This is a genomic window from Pseudomonas sp. BJa5 (assembly GCF_030272875.2).
GTDB lineage: Bacteria > Pseudomonadota > Gammaproteobacteria > Pseudomonadales > Pseudomonadaceae > Aquipseudomonas.
On sequence record NZ_JALRNG020000018.1, the window covers coordinates 73259 to 88108 of the forward strand.

At 62.8% G+C, this 14850-nt stretch carries 14 protein-coding genes and 1 tRNA gene; 6 read left to right on the forward strand and 9 right to left on the reverse strand.

The window, feature by feature from the left end; genetic code table 11:
- Nucleotides 1–73: 73 nt before the first annotated feature.
- The 3 genes from M2D63_RS12725 to dibA form a co-directional block, all read right to left on the reverse strand.
- A complete protein-coding gene (locus M2D63_RS12725) occupies nucleotides 74–1081 on the reverse strand; it encodes a sulfate ABC transporter substrate-binding protein (RefSeq protein ID WP_285863273.1) in 1008 nt (335 codons plus the stop codon).
- A gap of 72 nt (nucleotides 1082–1153) precedes the next feature.
- Entirely contained in the window at nucleotides 1154–1336 is a 183-nt protein-coding gene (gene oscA, locus M2D63_RS12730; RefSeq protein ID WP_285863274.1) for a sulfur starvation response protein OscA, read from the reverse strand.
- A 203-nt stretch (nucleotides 1337–1539) separates the two neighbouring features.
- A complete protein-coding gene (gene dibA / locus M2D63_RS12735) occupies nucleotides 1540–3435 on the reverse strand; it encodes a phosphodiesterase DibA (protein ID WP_285863275.1) in 1896 nt (631 codons plus the stop codon).
- Nucleotides 3436–3583: 148 nt separating this feature from the next.
- Here dibA and desA point away from each other — a divergent pair, with 148 nt between their 5' ends.
- On the forward strand, nucleotides 3584–4768 hold the full coding sequence (desA, locus tag M2D63_RS12740) for a delta-9 fatty acid desaturase DesA (protein WP_285863276.1): 1185 nt from the start codon (nucleotides 3584–3586) through the stop codon (nucleotides 4766–4768).
- 134 nt (nucleotides 4769–4902) lie between these two features.
- Nucleotides 4903–5892 carry a sensor domain-containing diguanylate cyclase gene (locus M2D63_RS12745; protein WP_285863277.1) on the forward strand — a complete coding sequence of 330 codons (990 nt, stop codon included), beginning with the start codon at nucleotides 4903–4905 and terminating at the stop codon, nucleotides 5890–5892.
- Between the two features lie 69 nt (nucleotides 5893–5961).
- Here M2D63_RS12745 and M2D63_RS12750 read toward each other — a convergent pair whose 3' ends face one another.
- The 3 genes from M2D63_RS12750 to gabD all read right to left on the reverse strand — a co-directional run bounded on the left by M2D63_RS12750 (nucleotide 5962) and on the right by gabD (nucleotide 10214).
- Nucleotides 5962–7170 (reverse strand): response regulator, encoded by a 1209-nt coding sequence (locus M2D63_RS12750; RefSeq protein ID WP_285863278.1) that lies wholly within the window; start codon nucleotides 7168–7170, stop codon nucleotides 5962–5964.
- A 137-nt stretch (nucleotides 7171–7307) separates the two neighbouring features.
- A complete protein-coding gene (gene gabT, locus M2D63_RS12755) occupies nucleotides 7308–8588 on the reverse strand; it encodes a 4-aminobutyrate--2-oxoglutarate transaminase (RefSeq protein ID WP_285863279.1) in 1281 nt (426 codons plus the stop codon).
- A 183-nt stretch (nucleotides 8589–8771) separates the two neighbouring features.
- Complete coding sequence (gabD, locus tag M2D63_RS12760) at nucleotides 8772–10214, reverse strand: NADP-dependent succinate-semialdehyde dehydrogenase (RefSeq protein ID WP_285863280.1); 1443 nt, start codon at nucleotides 10212–10214, stop codon at nucleotides 8772–8774.
- Between the two features lie 260 nt (nucleotides 10215–10474).
- Between gabD and M2D63_RS12765 the strand changes: the two genes are divergently transcribed.
- The 3 genes from M2D63_RS12765 (at nucleotide 10475) to M2D63_RS12775 (ending at nucleotide 11870) form a co-directional block, all read left to right on the forward strand.
- Nucleotides 10475–10551, forward strand: a tRNA-Arg gene (locus tag M2D63_RS12765).
- Between the two features lie 395 nt (nucleotides 10552–10946).
- Complete coding sequence (locus M2D63_RS12770; RefSeq protein ID WP_285863281.1) at nucleotides 10947–11249, forward strand: DUF3077 domain-containing protein; 303 nt, start codon at nucleotides 10947–10949, stop codon at nucleotides 11247–11249.
- Between the two features lie 180 nt (nucleotides 11250–11429).
- Complete coding sequence (locus M2D63_RS12775) at nucleotides 11430–11870, forward strand: CBS domain-containing protein (RefSeq protein ID WP_285863282.1); 441 nt, start codon at nucleotides 11430–11432, stop codon at nucleotides 11868–11870.
- 16 nt (nucleotides 11871–11886) lie between these two features.
- Here M2D63_RS12775 and M2D63_RS12780 read toward each other — a convergent pair whose 3' ends face one another.
- The 3 genes from M2D63_RS12780 to M2D63_RS12790 form a co-directional block, all read right to left on the reverse strand.
- Nucleotides 11887–12528 (reverse strand): NADH:ubiquinone oxidoreductase subunit N, encoded by a 642-nt coding sequence (locus M2D63_RS12780; protein WP_285863283.1) that lies wholly within the window; start codon nucleotides 12526–12528, stop codon nucleotides 11887–11889.
- Between the two features lie 72 nt (nucleotides 12529–12600).
- Complete coding sequence (locus tag M2D63_RS12785) at nucleotides 12601–12843, reverse strand: DUF2789 domain-containing protein (protein ID WP_285863284.1); 243 nt, start codon at nucleotides 12841–12843, stop codon at nucleotides 12601–12603.
- Nucleotides 12844–12903: 60 nt separating this feature from the next.
- Entirely contained in the window at nucleotides 12904–13362 is a 459-nt protein-coding gene (locus tag M2D63_RS12790) for an aminoacyl-tRNA deacylase (protein WP_285863285.1), read from the reverse strand.
- A 102-nt stretch (nucleotides 13363–13464) separates the two neighbouring features.
- Here M2D63_RS12790 and M2D63_RS12795 point away from each other — a divergent pair, with 102 nt between their 5' ends.
- Nucleotides 13465–14850: a nodulation protein NfeD gene (locus M2D63_RS12795; protein ID WP_285863286.1), complete on the forward strand. Its 1386-nt coding sequence runs from the start codon at nucleotides 13465–13467 to the stop codon at nucleotides 14848–14850.

Sequence of the window (14850 nt, forward strand, 5' to 3'; positions counted from 1 at the left end):
GAACGCACGAAGCCCGGGACGAATCCCGGGCCCATGCTGGCTACTGAACGGCGATTATCCTGTCGGCCAAGTATCACTGCGCCGTATAGATCTGATCGAACACGCCACCATCGTTGAAAAACTTGGGTTGGGCAGTCTTCCAGCCACCGAAGTCTTTGTCGATAGTCACCAGGTCCAGTTTCGGGAACTGCTTGGCGTAATCGGCGGCCACCTTGGCATCACGCGGACGGTAGAAGTTGTCGGCGGCGATCTTCTGCCCGGCCGGGCTGTACAGGTACTTGAGGTAGGCCTCGGCGATCTGCTCGTTGCCCTTCTTCTCGGCGTTCTTGTCGACCACGGCCACCGGCGGCTCGGCGAGGATCGACAGCGATGGCACGACGATCTCGAACTTGTCGCTGCCACCGTCTTCCTTGAGCGCCAGGAAGGCTTCGTTTTCCCAGGCCAGCAACACGTCACCCTGACCGTTGTTAACGAAGGTGATGGTCGAGCCGCGGGCACCGGTATCGAGCACCGGCACATGCTTGAACAGCTCCTGCACGTATTCCTGGGCCTTGGCTTCGCTGCCACCGGCTTTCAGGCCGTAGGCCCAGGCGGCGAGGAAGTTCCAGCGGGCGCCGCCGGAGGTTTTCGGGTTCGGGGTGATGACCGAGACATCCTTCTTGATCAGGTCGCCCCAGTCCTTGATGCCCTTGGGATTGCCCTTGCGCACCAGGAACACGATGGTCGAGGTGTAGGGGGTGCTGGCGTCCGGCAGGCGGGTCTGCCAGTTATCCGGCAGGGTCTTGCCGAGCTTGGCCACTTCATCGATATCGCCCGCCAGGGCCAGGGTCACCACGTCGGCGCGCAGGCCGTCGATCACTGCCCGGGCCTGCTTGCCCGAACCACCGTGGGACTGCTGGATCTTCACCTTGTCGTCCGGGTGCGCCTGCTGCCAGTGCTTGATGAACTCGGCGTTGTACTGCTGGTAGAGCTCACGGGTCGGGTCGTAGGACACGTTCAACAACTCGTAGTCCTTGGCGATGGCGGAACCGGCAAAAACGGCGCTGGCGAGTGCGGCCAGGGCATAACGGCGGATGGACATGGTGAAGCTCCCGATTGGCGTATTTTTCTAATTGGGTGGCGCGTTCATCGCGGGACGAGCCCGCTCCTACGTTCAGCCGGGCTTGTGGCCGGGGTTCTGCAGGCGGAATTTTTCCTTGCGTTCGATCTGCACGACCTGGGCGTTGTGCACGGTGATTTCCACCGCGCCGAAGCGCAGGTCGCGCAAGGCGCTCTGGATCTCGCGCAGAATGGTGGTTTCGTCCTGACCGTCAACGCTACGCAGAGATGCGCTCATGCTCGTGCTCCTGTGGATGAGGGGTGCCGGGCAATCGCGTAAGTGAGGGTGATTGCACCTGGCTTGAGGGCAATCTTAGGGGGGCTTGAATATTCTTAAAAATACTATTTAAGAATTTTTATATAACCGAAAATCCTGATTATCGCGGGGCAAGCCCGCTCCTACGGGGAGCTGTAGGAGCGGGCTTGCCCCGCGATGGGCCTTCAGCCCCAACGCAACTCCCCGGCCGGCACCGGCCGCCCGAACCAGTACCCCTGCCCCAGCAGGCATTGCTGCTGAAGAAGAAACTGCGCCTGCTCAGCCTGCTCGATCCCTTCGGCATGCACCTGCATACCCATGCTCCTGCCCAGGGCGACGATCACCCGGACGATCGCCGCATCGTCTTCATCCGCGGGCAACCCGGCGACGAAGCCCTGGTCGATCTTGAGCTTCTGCACCGGCAGGCGCTTGAGGCGCAGCAGCGAGGAGTAGCCGGTGCCGAAGTCGTCGATGGCCAGGCGCAGCCCCAGCTCGCGCAGGCGATGCAGCTGTTCCAGGGCGACTTCGGGGTCTTCCATCACAGCGCTTTCGGTTACTTCAAGCTCAAGCACACCGGGGTCGAGCCCGGTGTCGCGCAGCACCTTGGCCACCTGCTGGTAAAGATCGCGATGGGTAAACAGGCGGCTGGAGATGTTCACCGCCACGAACTCCAGATGCCGCCCGCCGGCTTGCCACTGGACCATCTGCGCACAGGCCTGGTTGAGCACCCAGGTGTCGATGTCGGCGATCAGGCCGGTGCGCTCGGCAATCGGGATGAACTCCCCGGGTGGCACCAGCCCGCGCTCAGGATGCTGCCAGCGCACCAGGGCCTCGACGCCGATCATCTTGCCGCACAGCAGGTCATGCACCGGCTGGAAGTACACCCGCAACTCTTCCTGATCCAGTGCCCGACGCAATTCGGCCGCGGTCTCGACCCGCTGCTGGGCATGGGCGGTCAGCTCTTCCGTGTACAGGGCATAGCCCGCGCGACCGCAGGCCTTGGCCTTGAACAAGGCCGAGTCGGCATTGCGCAACAGTTGCTCGGCGCTCAGGGCGTCGCTGGGGAACAGGCTGATACCGACGCTGGCGCTGATGAACAGGCGTTGGGACTCGATTTCAAAGGGCGGCCTCATCACATCGAGGATGCTTTGCGCCAGTGCCGCGGCCTGGCCGACCTGTGGACAATGCTCGACCAGCACCGCGAACTCGTCACCACCCAGCCGGGCCAGGGTCACGCCACTGCCCAGCAGGTCCTTGAGACGCTCGCCGACCATTTTCAGCAACTGGTCGCCAACATTGTGGCCAAGACCGTCGTTGATGCTCTGGAAATGGTCCAGGTCCAGCAGCAACAAGGCGCAGCCGCGCTTGTTGGCCTGGGCCGCAGCCAGCGCCTGCTCGATTCGGTCGTTGAACAGCAGGCGGTTGGGCAGGTCGGTGAGCGGGTCATGGTGGGCCAGGTAGGCCAGCTCGCGCTCGGTGTGCTTGATCGCGCTGATGTCGCTGAACACCGCCACATAGTGACTGAGCGCGCCGCTGTCATCGCGGATCGAACAGATGGTCTGCCATTGCGGGTATACCTCGCCGGTCTTGCGCCGGTTCCAGATCTCGCCGCTCCATTCGCCCTTCTGCGCCAGGGTGGCGAAGATCTGCTGGTAGAACGCCGTATCGTGGCGACCGGATTTGAACTTGTTCGGGCGCAGGCCGATGACCTCGTCCTTGTCGTACCCGGTGATCTGCATGAACGCGCGGTTCACATGCACGATCACCCCGGCGCTATCGGTCACCAGTACGCCTTCCAGGGTGCTGTCGAACACCGCCGCGGCCATGCGCAGACGCTCGCGGTCCTCGCGGCGCAGGCGCGCACCGACACCGATGAAGTTGAGCAGGCGGGCGCGGGACGAGAAGATCAGCAGTGCGCTGACCATTACCCAGACAGAGGCACTGAGCAGCTGCCAGCGGGCCAGTTGCTGGTGATCATCGAAAAGACTGCTCAATAATTGATCAGACAATGCCAGCCAGAGCACGGACAGCACCAGGTAGAGTGCCGCCATGCGCATGGCGTCTCGAACGGAAGCAGACATAAGGTCCCGACAAGCCCACATAAAAATTTGGGGGATTATAGGGTAGAAACATCCCCTGACCTCTTATCTAAAAGGCCGACTGGTTTTATTTATCCGCGCTGGGATAATGCTTGCCGCTGTTCCTTATGCTCAGAGGGCCTCTTCACCTATGTGGTACCAAGGTTTGCTCAACTTGTCGGCCTGGCAGCTGCTGGCAGTCACCCTGGTCATGACCCACGTGACCATCGTCAGTGTCACCGTCTACCTGCACCGCTATTCCGCCCACCGCTCGCTGGAACTGAACGCCGGGCTCAAGCACTTCTTCCGTTTCTGGCTGTGGCTGACCACGGCGCAGAACACCCGCGAGTGGACCGCCATCCACCGCAAGCACCACGCCAAATGCGAAACCGTCGATGACCCGCACAGCCCGGTGATCAAGGGCCTGTCCACGGTCCTGCGCAAGGGCGCCGAGTTGTACCGCGAAGAAGCGCGCAACCCGGAAACCCTGCGCATCTACGGCAAGAACTGCCCCGAAGACTGGATCGAGCGCAACCTCTACTCGCGCTACAAACTGGGCGGCATCGCCCTGATGGCCGTCATCGACCTGCTGCTGTTCGGCACCATCGGCATCACCATCTGGGCCGTGCAGATGATGTGGATTCCGTTCTGGGCCGCCGGGGTGATCAACGGCCTGGGCCACGCCGTGGGCTATCGCAACTTCGAATGCCGTGACGCGGCCACCAACCTGGTGCCCTGGGGCATCATCGTTGGCGGCGAAGAGCTGCACAACAACCACCACACCTACCCCAACTCGGCCAAGCTGTCGGTCAAGCGCTGGGAGTTCGACATGGGCTGGGCCTGGATCAAGCTGTTCTGCTGGCTGCGCCTGGCCAAGGTCCAGCGGGTCGCGCCCATCGCCCACCGGGTCGAGGGCAAGGGCCAGCTGGACATGGACACCGCCATGGCGATCCTCAACAACCGCTTCCAGATCATGGCCCAGTACCGCAAGCTGGTGATCGGCCCGCTGGTCAAGCAGGAGCTGGCGCGGGTCGACGACTCGGTGCGCCATCAGTTCCGCCGGGCCAAGCGCCTGCTGTCGCGGGAGACCAGCCTGCTGGAGGATCGCCATCACCTGCGCATCCAGACCATGCTCGAACACAGCCAGGCGCTCAAGACCATCTACGAGAAACGCCTGGCCCTGCAACAGATCTGGCTGCGCACCAGCGCCAACGGCCACGACATGCTGGCGGCCATGAAAGACTGGGTACACGAGGCCGAAGCCAGCGGTATCCAGTCGCTGCGCGACTTCGCCGCCCAGCTGAAAACCTACTCCCTGCGCCCTGCCCTGGGCTGACGCCACTGATCGGCGCGCCCCCTGCGGGGTGCGCCGCCCGGAACTTCACCGCCTATTCTTACTCTGACAGGCACAACGCCCGCGTGGCGGGCCGGGTCGTGGCCGCCCGCCTCTGTGTGAGAAGTTCCGCGCAAATGGTCAACAAGAAACCAACGTCCCCGCCCGGTAGCCCGGCTCCTGAAGCCGCCCAGACCCTATTGGCCCTGATGCACGCACAGGGCGAAGTGGCACGCCTGAGCGAGCGCGAACAACTGTTCAGCTCCCTGCTCGACAGCGTCAATGCCGTGCTCTGGGCCTTCGACTGGGAATCGCGCCAGGTGCTTTACGTCAGCCCGGCCTACGAACGCATCTTCGGCCGCTCGACCAGCCTGCTGCTGGCCGACTTCAACGAATGGCGCGACAGCATCTACCCCGACGACCTGGAGTACGCCGAACGCAGCCTGGCCGAAGTGCTGGTCAAAGGCGCCGTGGAAGACCGCGAGTACCGGATCATCGCCGCCAACGGGCAAGTCCGCTGGATCAGCGACAAGTGTTTCATCAACCAGCAGGCCGACAGCGGGCAGCGGCTCATCGTGGTCGGCATGGCCGAAGACATCACCGAGAAAAAGCGCCTGGAAGGCGAATTGCAGCGCCTGGCCACCACCGATGTGCTGACCCAGAGCAGCAACCGCCGGCACTTCTTCGACTGCGCCCAGGACGCCTTCGACAGCGCACGCCAGGCGCAGACCCCGCTGGCGTTCCTGTTGCTGGACATCGATGACTTCAAGCAGATCAACGATACCTATGGCCACCTGCAGGGCGACCAGGTGCTGCAGCGTATCGCCGACACCGGCAAGGCAGTGCTACGCCGCGGTGACCAGTTCGGGCGCATCGGCGGCGAAGAGTTCGCGGCGGTGTTTCCCGGTTGCACCCCGCAGATGGCTCAGCAGATCGCCGAACGCCTGCAGCGCGAGATCCAGCGCCTGAGCTTCATCCATGAAGCGCAGGTATTCGGGGTGACGATCAGCCAGGGGCTGACCGGGATTCGTGAAGACGATGAAACACTCGACAGCCTGTTCGCCCGGGCGGATGCGGCGATGTACCAAGCCAAGCGCCAGGGCAAGAATCAGATTGTGATCGGCTGAAAGGGCCTCTTTGCGGGGCAAGCCCGCTCCTACCCCCCTGTAGGAGCGGGCTTGCCCCGCGATGCCCCGTCACGCCTTGCGCAAGCGCCCCAGCTCCGCCATCCCCACCTTCAGCAACCGCGCCGTGCGGCTCTCGGCCAGCGCTTCCAGCCCCTGCTCAGCCGGCAGCCGGGCTATCTGTCCGGCCAGGTTCATCGCCAGCGCTTCACGCGAATACACCCCGCCGCCCAATTGGTAGACCGCGGCAATCAGCTCACGCAACTCCAGCGGCAAGCGCCAGCGCGTGCGCAAGGCTGAACCGAAGGCGGCAGCAAATTCGTTGAGCGACAGTTCGACGGCATCCTCATCCAGCTCTCCCCCGGCAAGGCGCCATTCCTGCAGGCAACGCAGCAGCGCCAGATCGCCCAGGCAATGCAGCAGGCCCGCGCAATAGCAGCGCTCCTGGTCCAGTTCGAGCAGGCGGGCCAGGGTCCGGGCGTATTCGCCGGTGTGCAGCGACAGCGCCCAGAAGTGCTCGGCATGGCGGGACAGCAGCGGGTCGCTGAGGCGAGCACTGCGCTTGAGCGCCAGGCCCAGGATCAGGTTCATGCTCTGGGTGGTGCCCAGCTTGTTCAGTGCCTGCAGCAGCGTCTGCACGCCGGCATCCCGGTGCAACGCGGCGCTGTTGGCTGCGGCGATCAGCACGGCGGTGATCTGCGGGTCGTTGCGGATCTCTTCTTCCAGGGTCTTGAGGTTGAGCCCCTGCGGATTGAGGCTGCGCTTGATCGCCTGCTGTACGTCGGCCAGCAGCGGCCCCCCATCGGCGGTGGCGCGGCGCCCTTCGAGGAAGCGCGGCAAGGTCATGCCCGGTTGCAGTGCCGGCATCGGGCAGGCGATCTCCTCGCCGACCTTGAGCAACAAGTCTTCCAGGCGATGCCGCAAGGAATCCATATTGAGTGGCTTGCTCAGGTAGGCGGTGGGGGCGAACGGCAATGCCTCGCGCACGCTGGCGCTGTCGCTGCGGTTGCTCATCAGAATGAACGGCAAATGCGGCTGCCGGCCCTTGGCCCGCACGTTGCGCAACAGCTCCAGGCCATCGCCGCCGGGCAACTCGCGGGCAGCGATGATCAGGTCCGGCTTGCTGGCCAGGGCGGCCAGCGCCTGGGAGCCATCGGCACACACCTGCACACGGGCATCGCATCGCACGCTAAGCAGCATCTGGCTGAGCATCTCCCGTACCCAGGGATCGCCTTCGGCAATCAACACACAGGGCGCCACGGGTGGGTTGGCAACGCTCATACTCGACTCTCCAATTCTCTGCACGCAGTCCAGTGCGCCTTCCTAGGCGTCTCCAGTCTGGGAACCTTAGCCCCCTGGCATTCCTTTGGGCGAAAAAAAACCCGCCGAAGCGGGTTTTTCTTCTACTGCGTCACAGTTTACGCGAGTTCTGCGAAGCACTCTTCGATGATTGCCAGACCTTTGTCCAGTTGCTCATCAGGCGAGGTCAGCGGAACCAGGATACGCAGGACGTTGCCGTAGGTGCCGCACGACAGCAGGATCAGGCCCTTGTCACGCGCCTTGGCCACAACCGAAGCGACGGCGGTCGGGTTCGGGGTGTGGGAACCGGCCTTGTCGAAGACTTCAACAGCGATCATCGAGCCCAGGGCACGCACGTCACCGATGATCGGGTGCTTGTCCTGGATCTTGCGCAGGCCAGTGACCAGACGCTCGCCGACAGCCTTGCTGCGGTCCAGCAGTTTTTCTTCTTCGAACACTTCCATCACGGCCAGGGCCGCGGCGCAAGCGATCGGGCTACCGGCGTAGGTGCCGCCCAGGCCGCCTGGAGCGATGGCGTCCATGTACTCGGCCTTGCCGCACACGCCGGCCAGTGGGAAGCCACCGGCGATCGACTTGGCGAAGGTGGTCAGGTCAGGCGCAACGCCCATCTGCTCCATGGCGAAGAAGGTGCCGGTACGGCCAGCGCCGGTCTGCACTTCGTCAGCGATCAGGAGGATGCCGTGCTGGTCGCACAGGGCGCGCAGACGCTTCATGAATTCTTTCGGTGCGACGTAGAAACCACCTTCGCCCTGAACTGGCTCAAGGATGATGGCCGCGATGTCACGGGCTTCGGCGTCGTTCTTGAAGATGCGCTCGATCGAAGCGATCGAGTCGTCGATGCTCACACCGTGCAGCTCGTTCGGGTAGATGGCGCGGAAGATGCCGCCTGGCATCAGGCCCATGCCGGCCGAGTACGGCACGACTTTACCGGTCAGGCCCAGGGTCATCATGGTACGGCCGTGGTAAGCGCCGGTGAAGGCGATCACGCCAGCGCGGCCAGTGGCGGCACGGGCGATCTTGATGGCGTTCTCAACGGCTTCGGAACCGGTGGTGACCAGCAGGGTTTTCTTGGCGAAATCGCCTGGAACGCGAGCGTTGATCTTTTCGCACAGCTCGACGTAAGGCTCGTAGGCCAGAACCTGGAAGCAGGTGTGGGTCAGCTTGTGCAGTTGGGCTTCAACGGCAGCGATGATCTTCGGATGCACGTGACCGGTGTTCAGTACCGCGATACCGCCAGCGAAGTCGATGAACTCGCGGCCTTCGACGTCAGTCACGGTGGCGTTCTTCGCCGTGTCGGCGAAAATCGGGTGGATCTGGCCAACACCGCGTGGAACAGCGGCGACACGACGTTGCATCAAAGATTCGTTGGTCTTGCTCATAGTGTCCTCAATGCGCCACACCCAAGGTGGCGCGATTCAAGTCGGGGTGGCCGGTATTCAACTGCGGGCAGCATGCGTTGATCGACTGCCGCAGGGGCCCAGGCCACCAGGTGTACGGTGTAAAAAGGCCAGCGAGACGTCGCTCTCGCGCCCCGCTGGCAGAGGTAAAGCCTTACGCTGCGATCAGACGCTGATGCACAGGTATTTGATTTCCAGGTAGTCCTCGATGCCGTACTTGGAACCTTCGCGGCCCAGGCCCGAGGCCTTGATGCCGCCGAACGGCGCGACTTCGTTGGAGATCAGACCGGTGTTGATTCCGACCATGCCGTATTCCAGGGCTTCGGCGACACGGAACACACGGCTCATGTCACGGGCATAGAAGTACGAGGCCAGACCGAACTCGGTATCGTTGGACATGGCGATGACTTCGGCCTCGTCCTTGAAGCGGAACAGCGGCGCCAGCGGGCCGAAGGTTTCTTCCTTGGCCACGGCAGCATTCTTCGGCACGTTGACCAGAACGGTCGGCTCGAAGAAGTTGCCTTCGATGATCTTGCCGCCGGTCAGCACCTGGGCGCCTTTGCCCACGGCGTCGGCGATGTGCTCCTGGACCTTGGCGACAGCTTTCTCGTCGATCAGCGGGCCAGTAGTAGTGCCTGCATCCAGGCCGTTGCCGATCTTCAGCTTGGCCACAGCGGCCTTGAGCTTCTCGGCGAAGGCGTCGTAGACACCGTCCTGCACATAGATACGGTTGGCGCAGACGCAGGTCTGGCCGTTGTTGCGGTACTTGGAGATGATCGCGCCCTCGACGGCCTTGTCCAGGTCAGCGTCGTCGAACACGATGAACGGGGCGTTGCCACCCAGCTCCAGGGAAACTTTCTTGATGTCCTTGGCGCATTCGGCCATCAGCTGGCGACCGATTTCGGTCGAGCCGGTGAAGGACAGCTTGCGCACGATCGGGTTGCTGGTCAGCTCGCCGCCAACTTCGCCAGCGCTGCCGGTGACCACGCTCAGCACGCCTTTCGGAATGCCGGCACGCTCGGCCAGTTCGACCAGGGCCAGGGCGGAGTACGGGGTCTGCGAGGCAGGCTTGAGCACCATGGTGCAGCCAGCGGCCAGGGCCGGGCCGGCTTTACGGGTGATCATCGCGGCCGGGAAGTTCCACGGGGTGATCGCTGCGGTTACGCCGATTGGTTGCTTGATGACGATCAGGCGCTTGTCTGGCTGGTGGCCAGGAATGGTGTCGCCATAGATACGCTTGGCTTCTTCGGCGAACCACTCGATGAACGAGGCGGCATAGACGATTTCGCCCTTGGCTTCGGCCAGTGGCTTGCCCTGCTCGGTGGTCATCAGGCGGGCCAGGTCGTCCTGGTGCTCGATCATCAATTCGAACCAACGACGCAGCTTGCCAGCACGTTCCTTGGCGGTCAGTGCGCGCCAGGCCGGCAGCGCCTTGTCGGCGGCCTCGATGGCACGACGGGTTTCAGCGGCGCCCATCTTCGGCACGGTGCCGATGATTTCGCCGGTGGCCGGGTTGTTGACCTTGATGGTCTGACCGTTGTCCGCGTCCAACCACACGCCATCGATAAAGGCTTGCTGGCGGAACAACTGGGCGTCTTTAAGCTGCATGTCGGCTTCCTTAACGGCACCGTGCAGGCACGGAGCGAATTATTGATTGTAGAAAAAGGAGAGCGTTTGAAATCTCAAACGAATCCTAGGAGCAACGAAGAGAAAGGACAATAGGGTGTTCGAAAAAAAGAACAAAAAGCGCTGTGCGGCCGCTTTTTTCGGATCAACGACATTTATAGACCACAAAGTGTGCGAAATCGCCCACACACATTCTGACGATGGACGCCGCCAGTCTAGATGGGTATCATGGCGCCCGCGTTGCACTCGTAGCTCAGCTGGATAGAGTACTGCCCTCCGAAGGCAGGGGTCGTGGGTTCGAATCCCGCCGAGTGCGCCATCTTCCTCTCCCTTTGGTCCCAAAGGGCTGGCGTTTCTGCCGAACACCTATCCTAGTCGCGAATGTGGTTCTTGCCACAGTGTCAGATTTTGTTTCGAACTTTCGAAATCGCTGGCTGATTTTGCGTCCTAGGAAATAACCTACCCAGTCTGTCGATGCCCGTCTGATTGTCCCTGGGAATTCGTACCTCTAGGCTGCTGTCCGTCACCGAAACTCGGTGATCGGGTGTGGTAACCCGAGGTGTTGAATTCAATACAGCCTATGGCGGCTGTGCGTGGGAGGCTTTCGAGCCTGCCGGGTTTTGAATTCTCGTCCGGTTTACCACCCTGCGCACAGCTGCCACCCATTCGTGTGGTAACGGATAACGGTGTCAGCCCCACAGCTGAGAATTCGACATGAAGAAAATCGTTCCCGATCCACCGCTGGACCATTCCGCCACTACCGCCCACACCATCTTCGGCAGCTGCCAGGCCGGTCACTCTCCCCTGTTCGCCGTCTGTTCCGGCATCGCCGCCCACGACGCGCTGGTGCATGTTTCACTTTACCTGGGCTGCGCCTACGACACCGGCTACAAGGCCATGGATGACATTGACCCCGCCAGCAAGGGCTTTCTCTGGTCCACCCTGCATTCGGTGGAAATGGCCAAGGGGCTGGTGGATGCGTTGCTCGATGGCCTGGAAGATCGGGCCACACTGTAGCCGTTGCCGCCAGGCTGCGATCTGTAGATTGAGCGCCTTCTCTTCAACCTCACTCGCCAAGCCCGAACGATGACGTTTTTCAATCGACTCGATGCCGCTTTCTCCCTTGCCCTGCAGCCTTCTGTACACGATTCTGTAGGTATCTGCCGTCAACCACTCCATGCATTGCAGAGGCGCACTATGAAAACCGTGGCACAGCTTCTTAAAACCAAAGCGCAGCAGCATCACCAGGTTCATACCATCGCCCCGGACCAGATGGTGCTCGACGCACTGAGGTTGATGGCCGAGAAGAACGTCGGTGCCCTGCCGGTCGTCGAAGGTGGCCAGGTGGTGGGGATCGTCAGTGAGCGCGACTATGCACGCAAGATGGTGCTCAAGGGGCGTTCGTCGGTGGGCACCCCGGTCAGCGCGATCATGAGCGCGCCGGTGATCACGGTCGCCCCGCACCAGAACATCGACTACTGCATGAACATGATGACCAACAGCCACCTGCGGCACCTGCCGGTGGTGGAGAACGGCGAGCTGCTGGGCCTGCTGTCGATCGGTGACCTGGTCAAGGAAGCCATCGCCGAACAGGCCAACATGATCCAGCAACTGGAACAATACATCCGCGGCGACTGAGTCGCCGCGAACCGTATCAGCGGTATTCGCCCTCCAGCTCGTCGAGCTGGTGGTCGAAGCTGCGCAGGCGCGCCGACCAGGTATACACCAGCACTTCCAGATCCCGATTGAGCACCGCCGCCCCGCCGCGGCCGCTGCTTTGCTGCGAGTCGCACAGGTCCAGCTGATAACGTTCGCGGGCCATGGCGGTGGCCACGGTGGAAAGCTCGCGGGCGTTGTCGAACCAGTGACGGCGGCGGTCGTGGGTTTCCCGGTCGAGCTCCCGGCATTGTCGCTTCAGGGCTTCCAGGCTCTGCTCCAGCGGCGTGCCTTCAAGCTCACCCATGACTTCCTGGAAGGTCCGCCCCGGTTGCCAGTAACTGCCCCAGAAGTAGCGGTCGAATACCGTCTCGACGCGGCGCAGGGCAACCTTGGTGTTCCAGATCGCGACCAGCGTGCGGCCCTGGGCCAGTTGGCGCTTGTTGACCCGCAACTGCTGCCAGGCGATCCATGCCAGCGCAGTCAACGCCAGCGCCCCGATCAGCCCGGCGGCGGCGTAGAGGAACGTCAGGGCCTGGTCCAGCTGATAGGCCTGTCTGACGCCATAGAAATAGCCGGCGGTCAGCAGGCCCAGGACTGTCACGACACACCAGAAACCGACGGCGTAGGGATCTTTCATTGGCGCTATCCCCCTGTTGTTTTTTCCTGAGCATAGCAACGCCGAACACCGCTATCAGGTGCCGCTCAGCGTTTATTTTCTGGGACGCCTGAGGGCCTCGTTGAGCTGGTCGAACAGCTCCGCCCAGTCGGCATCCTGAAGGATGCTGTCTTGCAGGAATGCTTTCTGGCCGGCGTTCCAGAACGGTGCATCGACCAGTTTTATCTCCCCCTTGAGCGGAGAATGGGTGGTGATGAACTGGTCGATGCCGACGGGATCGTCAGGCAGGCCCAGTTGTTTGAAAAGGTCTGAAAACGGGTGTATTGGCTTTTCCATTCGTCACTCCTTAAGGCCAGGCGGGGCATCCACGACGCCTGCCTGGCGGTGGGTTGGTCATCAGCAAACCTCGCGCACTTCGGCGTGAGGCACCAGTTTCAGGTACTCCTTCACTTTCATGTGGATCAGGTGATCGTGATCGCCGGCTTCGACGTAGATGTCGTCCTGACGGGTCAAGGTCGGGTCGACCAGCATCTTCAGCGAGTAAGCATCGCCCAGCGCAGGAATGGCGCCCCGTTCGCAGTCGCCGAACAGGTGGGGCAGATTACTTTCGCTGGTCATGTGCCACTGCCCGGTGACAGGCACCTTGCTCATGTCCAGGTGCCGGTTGGCCGGCAACACGGCCATCAGGTAGTTGCCGTGGCGGTCGTCGAGCATGACCGACTTGGCCACCCGTTCGGCCGGTACTCCAGCCAGGCGTGCCGATTCGAGACTGGTGGACGAATGCGCGTGAGGAACGATGTCATAGTCGCAGCCGGCCTTGTCCAGGCATTGCTGCAGGGTTTTTGCCATACGCATGATGCACCTCCGGATACTGCTCCCCCACTTCTGAAGTTTAGGCCGTATAGCCTGAGGCAGCCGACTAAACTTAGAGAACACGTACAGCCCGGGTGAATTCAGGTGATCGCTCGCTGGTGTCGGCACCTGCTGCTTCTGCTCCTGCTCGGCGCGCTACCGGGCGGCCAGGCTGCGCCGGGGCCCGCGGTGATGGTGCTGAGCATCAATGACGCCATTGGTCCGGCCAGTGCCGATTACCTGATACGCGGCCTGGAGCATGCAAAGACCGAGCAGGCGCAACTGGTGGTGATCCGCCTCGACACCCCCGGCGGGCTCGACAGTTCGATGCGCGAGATCATCAAGGCGATCCTGGCCAGCCCCGTGCCCGTCGCCAGCTTCGTCGCCCCCAGTGGTGCCCGCGCCGCCAGCGCCGGCACCTACCTGTTGTACGCCAGTCACGTCGCGGCCATGGCCCCGGGCACCAACCTCGGCGCCGCCACGCCGGTGCAAATCGGCGGCCTGCCCGGCACCCCCAAGGATCCCGCAGCACCGCCGGCAACGCCCACCGGTGACAAGCAGGCTCCGCGCAGTGAACAAGACACCCTGACCCGCAAGCAGGTCAACGATGCGGCTGCCTACATCCGCAGCCTGGCCCAGTTGCGCGGGCGCAACGCCGACTGGGCCGAACAGGCCGTACGCGAGGCCGTGAGCCTGCCGGCCAATGAGGCCGTACGCCTGAAGGTGGTCGACCTGGTGGCCAATGACCTCCCAGACCTGCTGCGCCAGCTCGACGGCAAGACCCTGGAGGTCGCCGGCCAGTCACAGCAACTGCATACCCGCGATGCGCCGCTGGTCGAGCGCCAGCCGGACTGGCGCACACGGCTGCTGGCGATCATCACCAATCCCAGCGTGGCGCTGATCCTGATCATGATCGGGGTCTATGGCCTGATGTTCGAGTTCATGAGCCCCGGCTCCGGGGTGGGTGGGGTGATCGGCGGCATCTGCCTGTTGCTGGCCTTGTATGCCTTGCAGCTATTGCCGGTCAGCTATGCCGGCGCTGCCCTGATCCTGCTGGGCCTGGCCTTCATGATTGCCGAGGCGTTCCTGCCCAGCTTCGGCGTGGTCGGCTTTGGCGGCATTGTCGCCTTCGTGGTCGGCGCGGTGATCCTCATGGACACCGATGTACCGGGCTTCGGCATTCCTTTGCCGTTGATCCTGACCCTGGCCCTGCTCTCGGCCTTGTTGCTGGGCGGTGTGCTGGGCATGGCCATAAAAGCGCGCAGGCGGGCGCTGGTCAGTGGCGATGCCGGCCTGGTCGGCAGCCTGGCCACGGTGATGGCGGTCAATGACAGCGATCCGTACATCGGCTCGGTGCAGGCACAGGGTGAACAGTGGCAGGCCCAGTGCCAGACGCCACTTACCGTCGGACAACGTGTCCGGGTGATCTCACGCAAAGGCGTACTACTGGACGTCAGCGCGGCGGCGGATGCCGTGGCGCAAGGAGACTGA

Bases quoted from the DNA above. Each gene is read 5' to 3' on its own strand.
- M2D63_RS12725 (WP_285863273.1), bottom strand. From the start codon at position 1,081: ATGTCCATCCGCCGTTATGCCCTGGCCGCACTCGCCAGCGCCGTTTTT.
- oscA (WP_285863274.1), bottom strand. From the start codon at position 1,336: ATGAGCGCATCTCTGCGTAGCGTTGACGGTCAGGACGAAACCACCATT.
- dibA (WP_285863275.1), bottom strand. From the start codon at position 3,435: ATGTCTGCTTCCGTTCGAGACGCCATGCGCATGGCGGCACTCTACCTG.
- desA (WP_285863276.1), top strand. From the start codon at position 3,584: ATGTGGTACCAAGGTTTGCTCAACTTGTCGGCCTGGCAGCTGCTGGCA.
- M2D63_RS12745 (WP_285863277.1), top strand. From the start codon at position 4,903: ATGGTCAACAAGAAACCAACGTCCCCGCCCGGTAGCCCGGCTCCTGAA.
- M2D63_RS12750 (WP_285863278.1), bottom strand. From the start codon at position 7,170: ATGAGCGTTGCCAACCCACCCGTGGCGCCCTGTGTGTTGATTGCCGAA.
- gabT (WP_285863279.1), bottom strand. From the start codon at position 8,588: ATGAGCAAGACCAACGAATCTTTGATGCAACGTCGTGTCGCCGCTGTT.
- gabD (WP_285863280.1), bottom strand. From the start codon at position 10,214: ATGCAGCTTAAAGACGCCCAGTTGTTCCGCCAGCAAGCCTTTATCGAT.
- M2D63_RS12770 (WP_285863281.1), top strand. From the start codon at position 10,947: ATGAAGAAAATCGTTCCCGATCCACCGCTGGACCATTCCGCCACTACC.
- M2D63_RS12775 (WP_285863282.1), top strand. From the start codon at position 11,430: ATGAAAACCGTGGCACAGCTTCTTAAAACCAAAGCGCAGCAGCATCAC.
- M2D63_RS12780 (WP_285863283.1), bottom strand. From the start codon at position 12,528: ATGAAAGATCCCTACGCCGTCGGTTTCTGGTGTGTCGTGACAGTCCTG.
- M2D63_RS12785 (WP_285863284.1), bottom strand. From the start codon at position 12,843: ATGGAAAAGCCAATACACCCGTTTTCAGACCTTTTCAAACAACTGGGC.
- M2D63_RS12790 (WP_285863285.1), bottom strand. From the start codon at position 13,362: ATGCGTATGGCAAAAACCCTGCAGCAATGCCTGGACAAGGCCGGCTGC.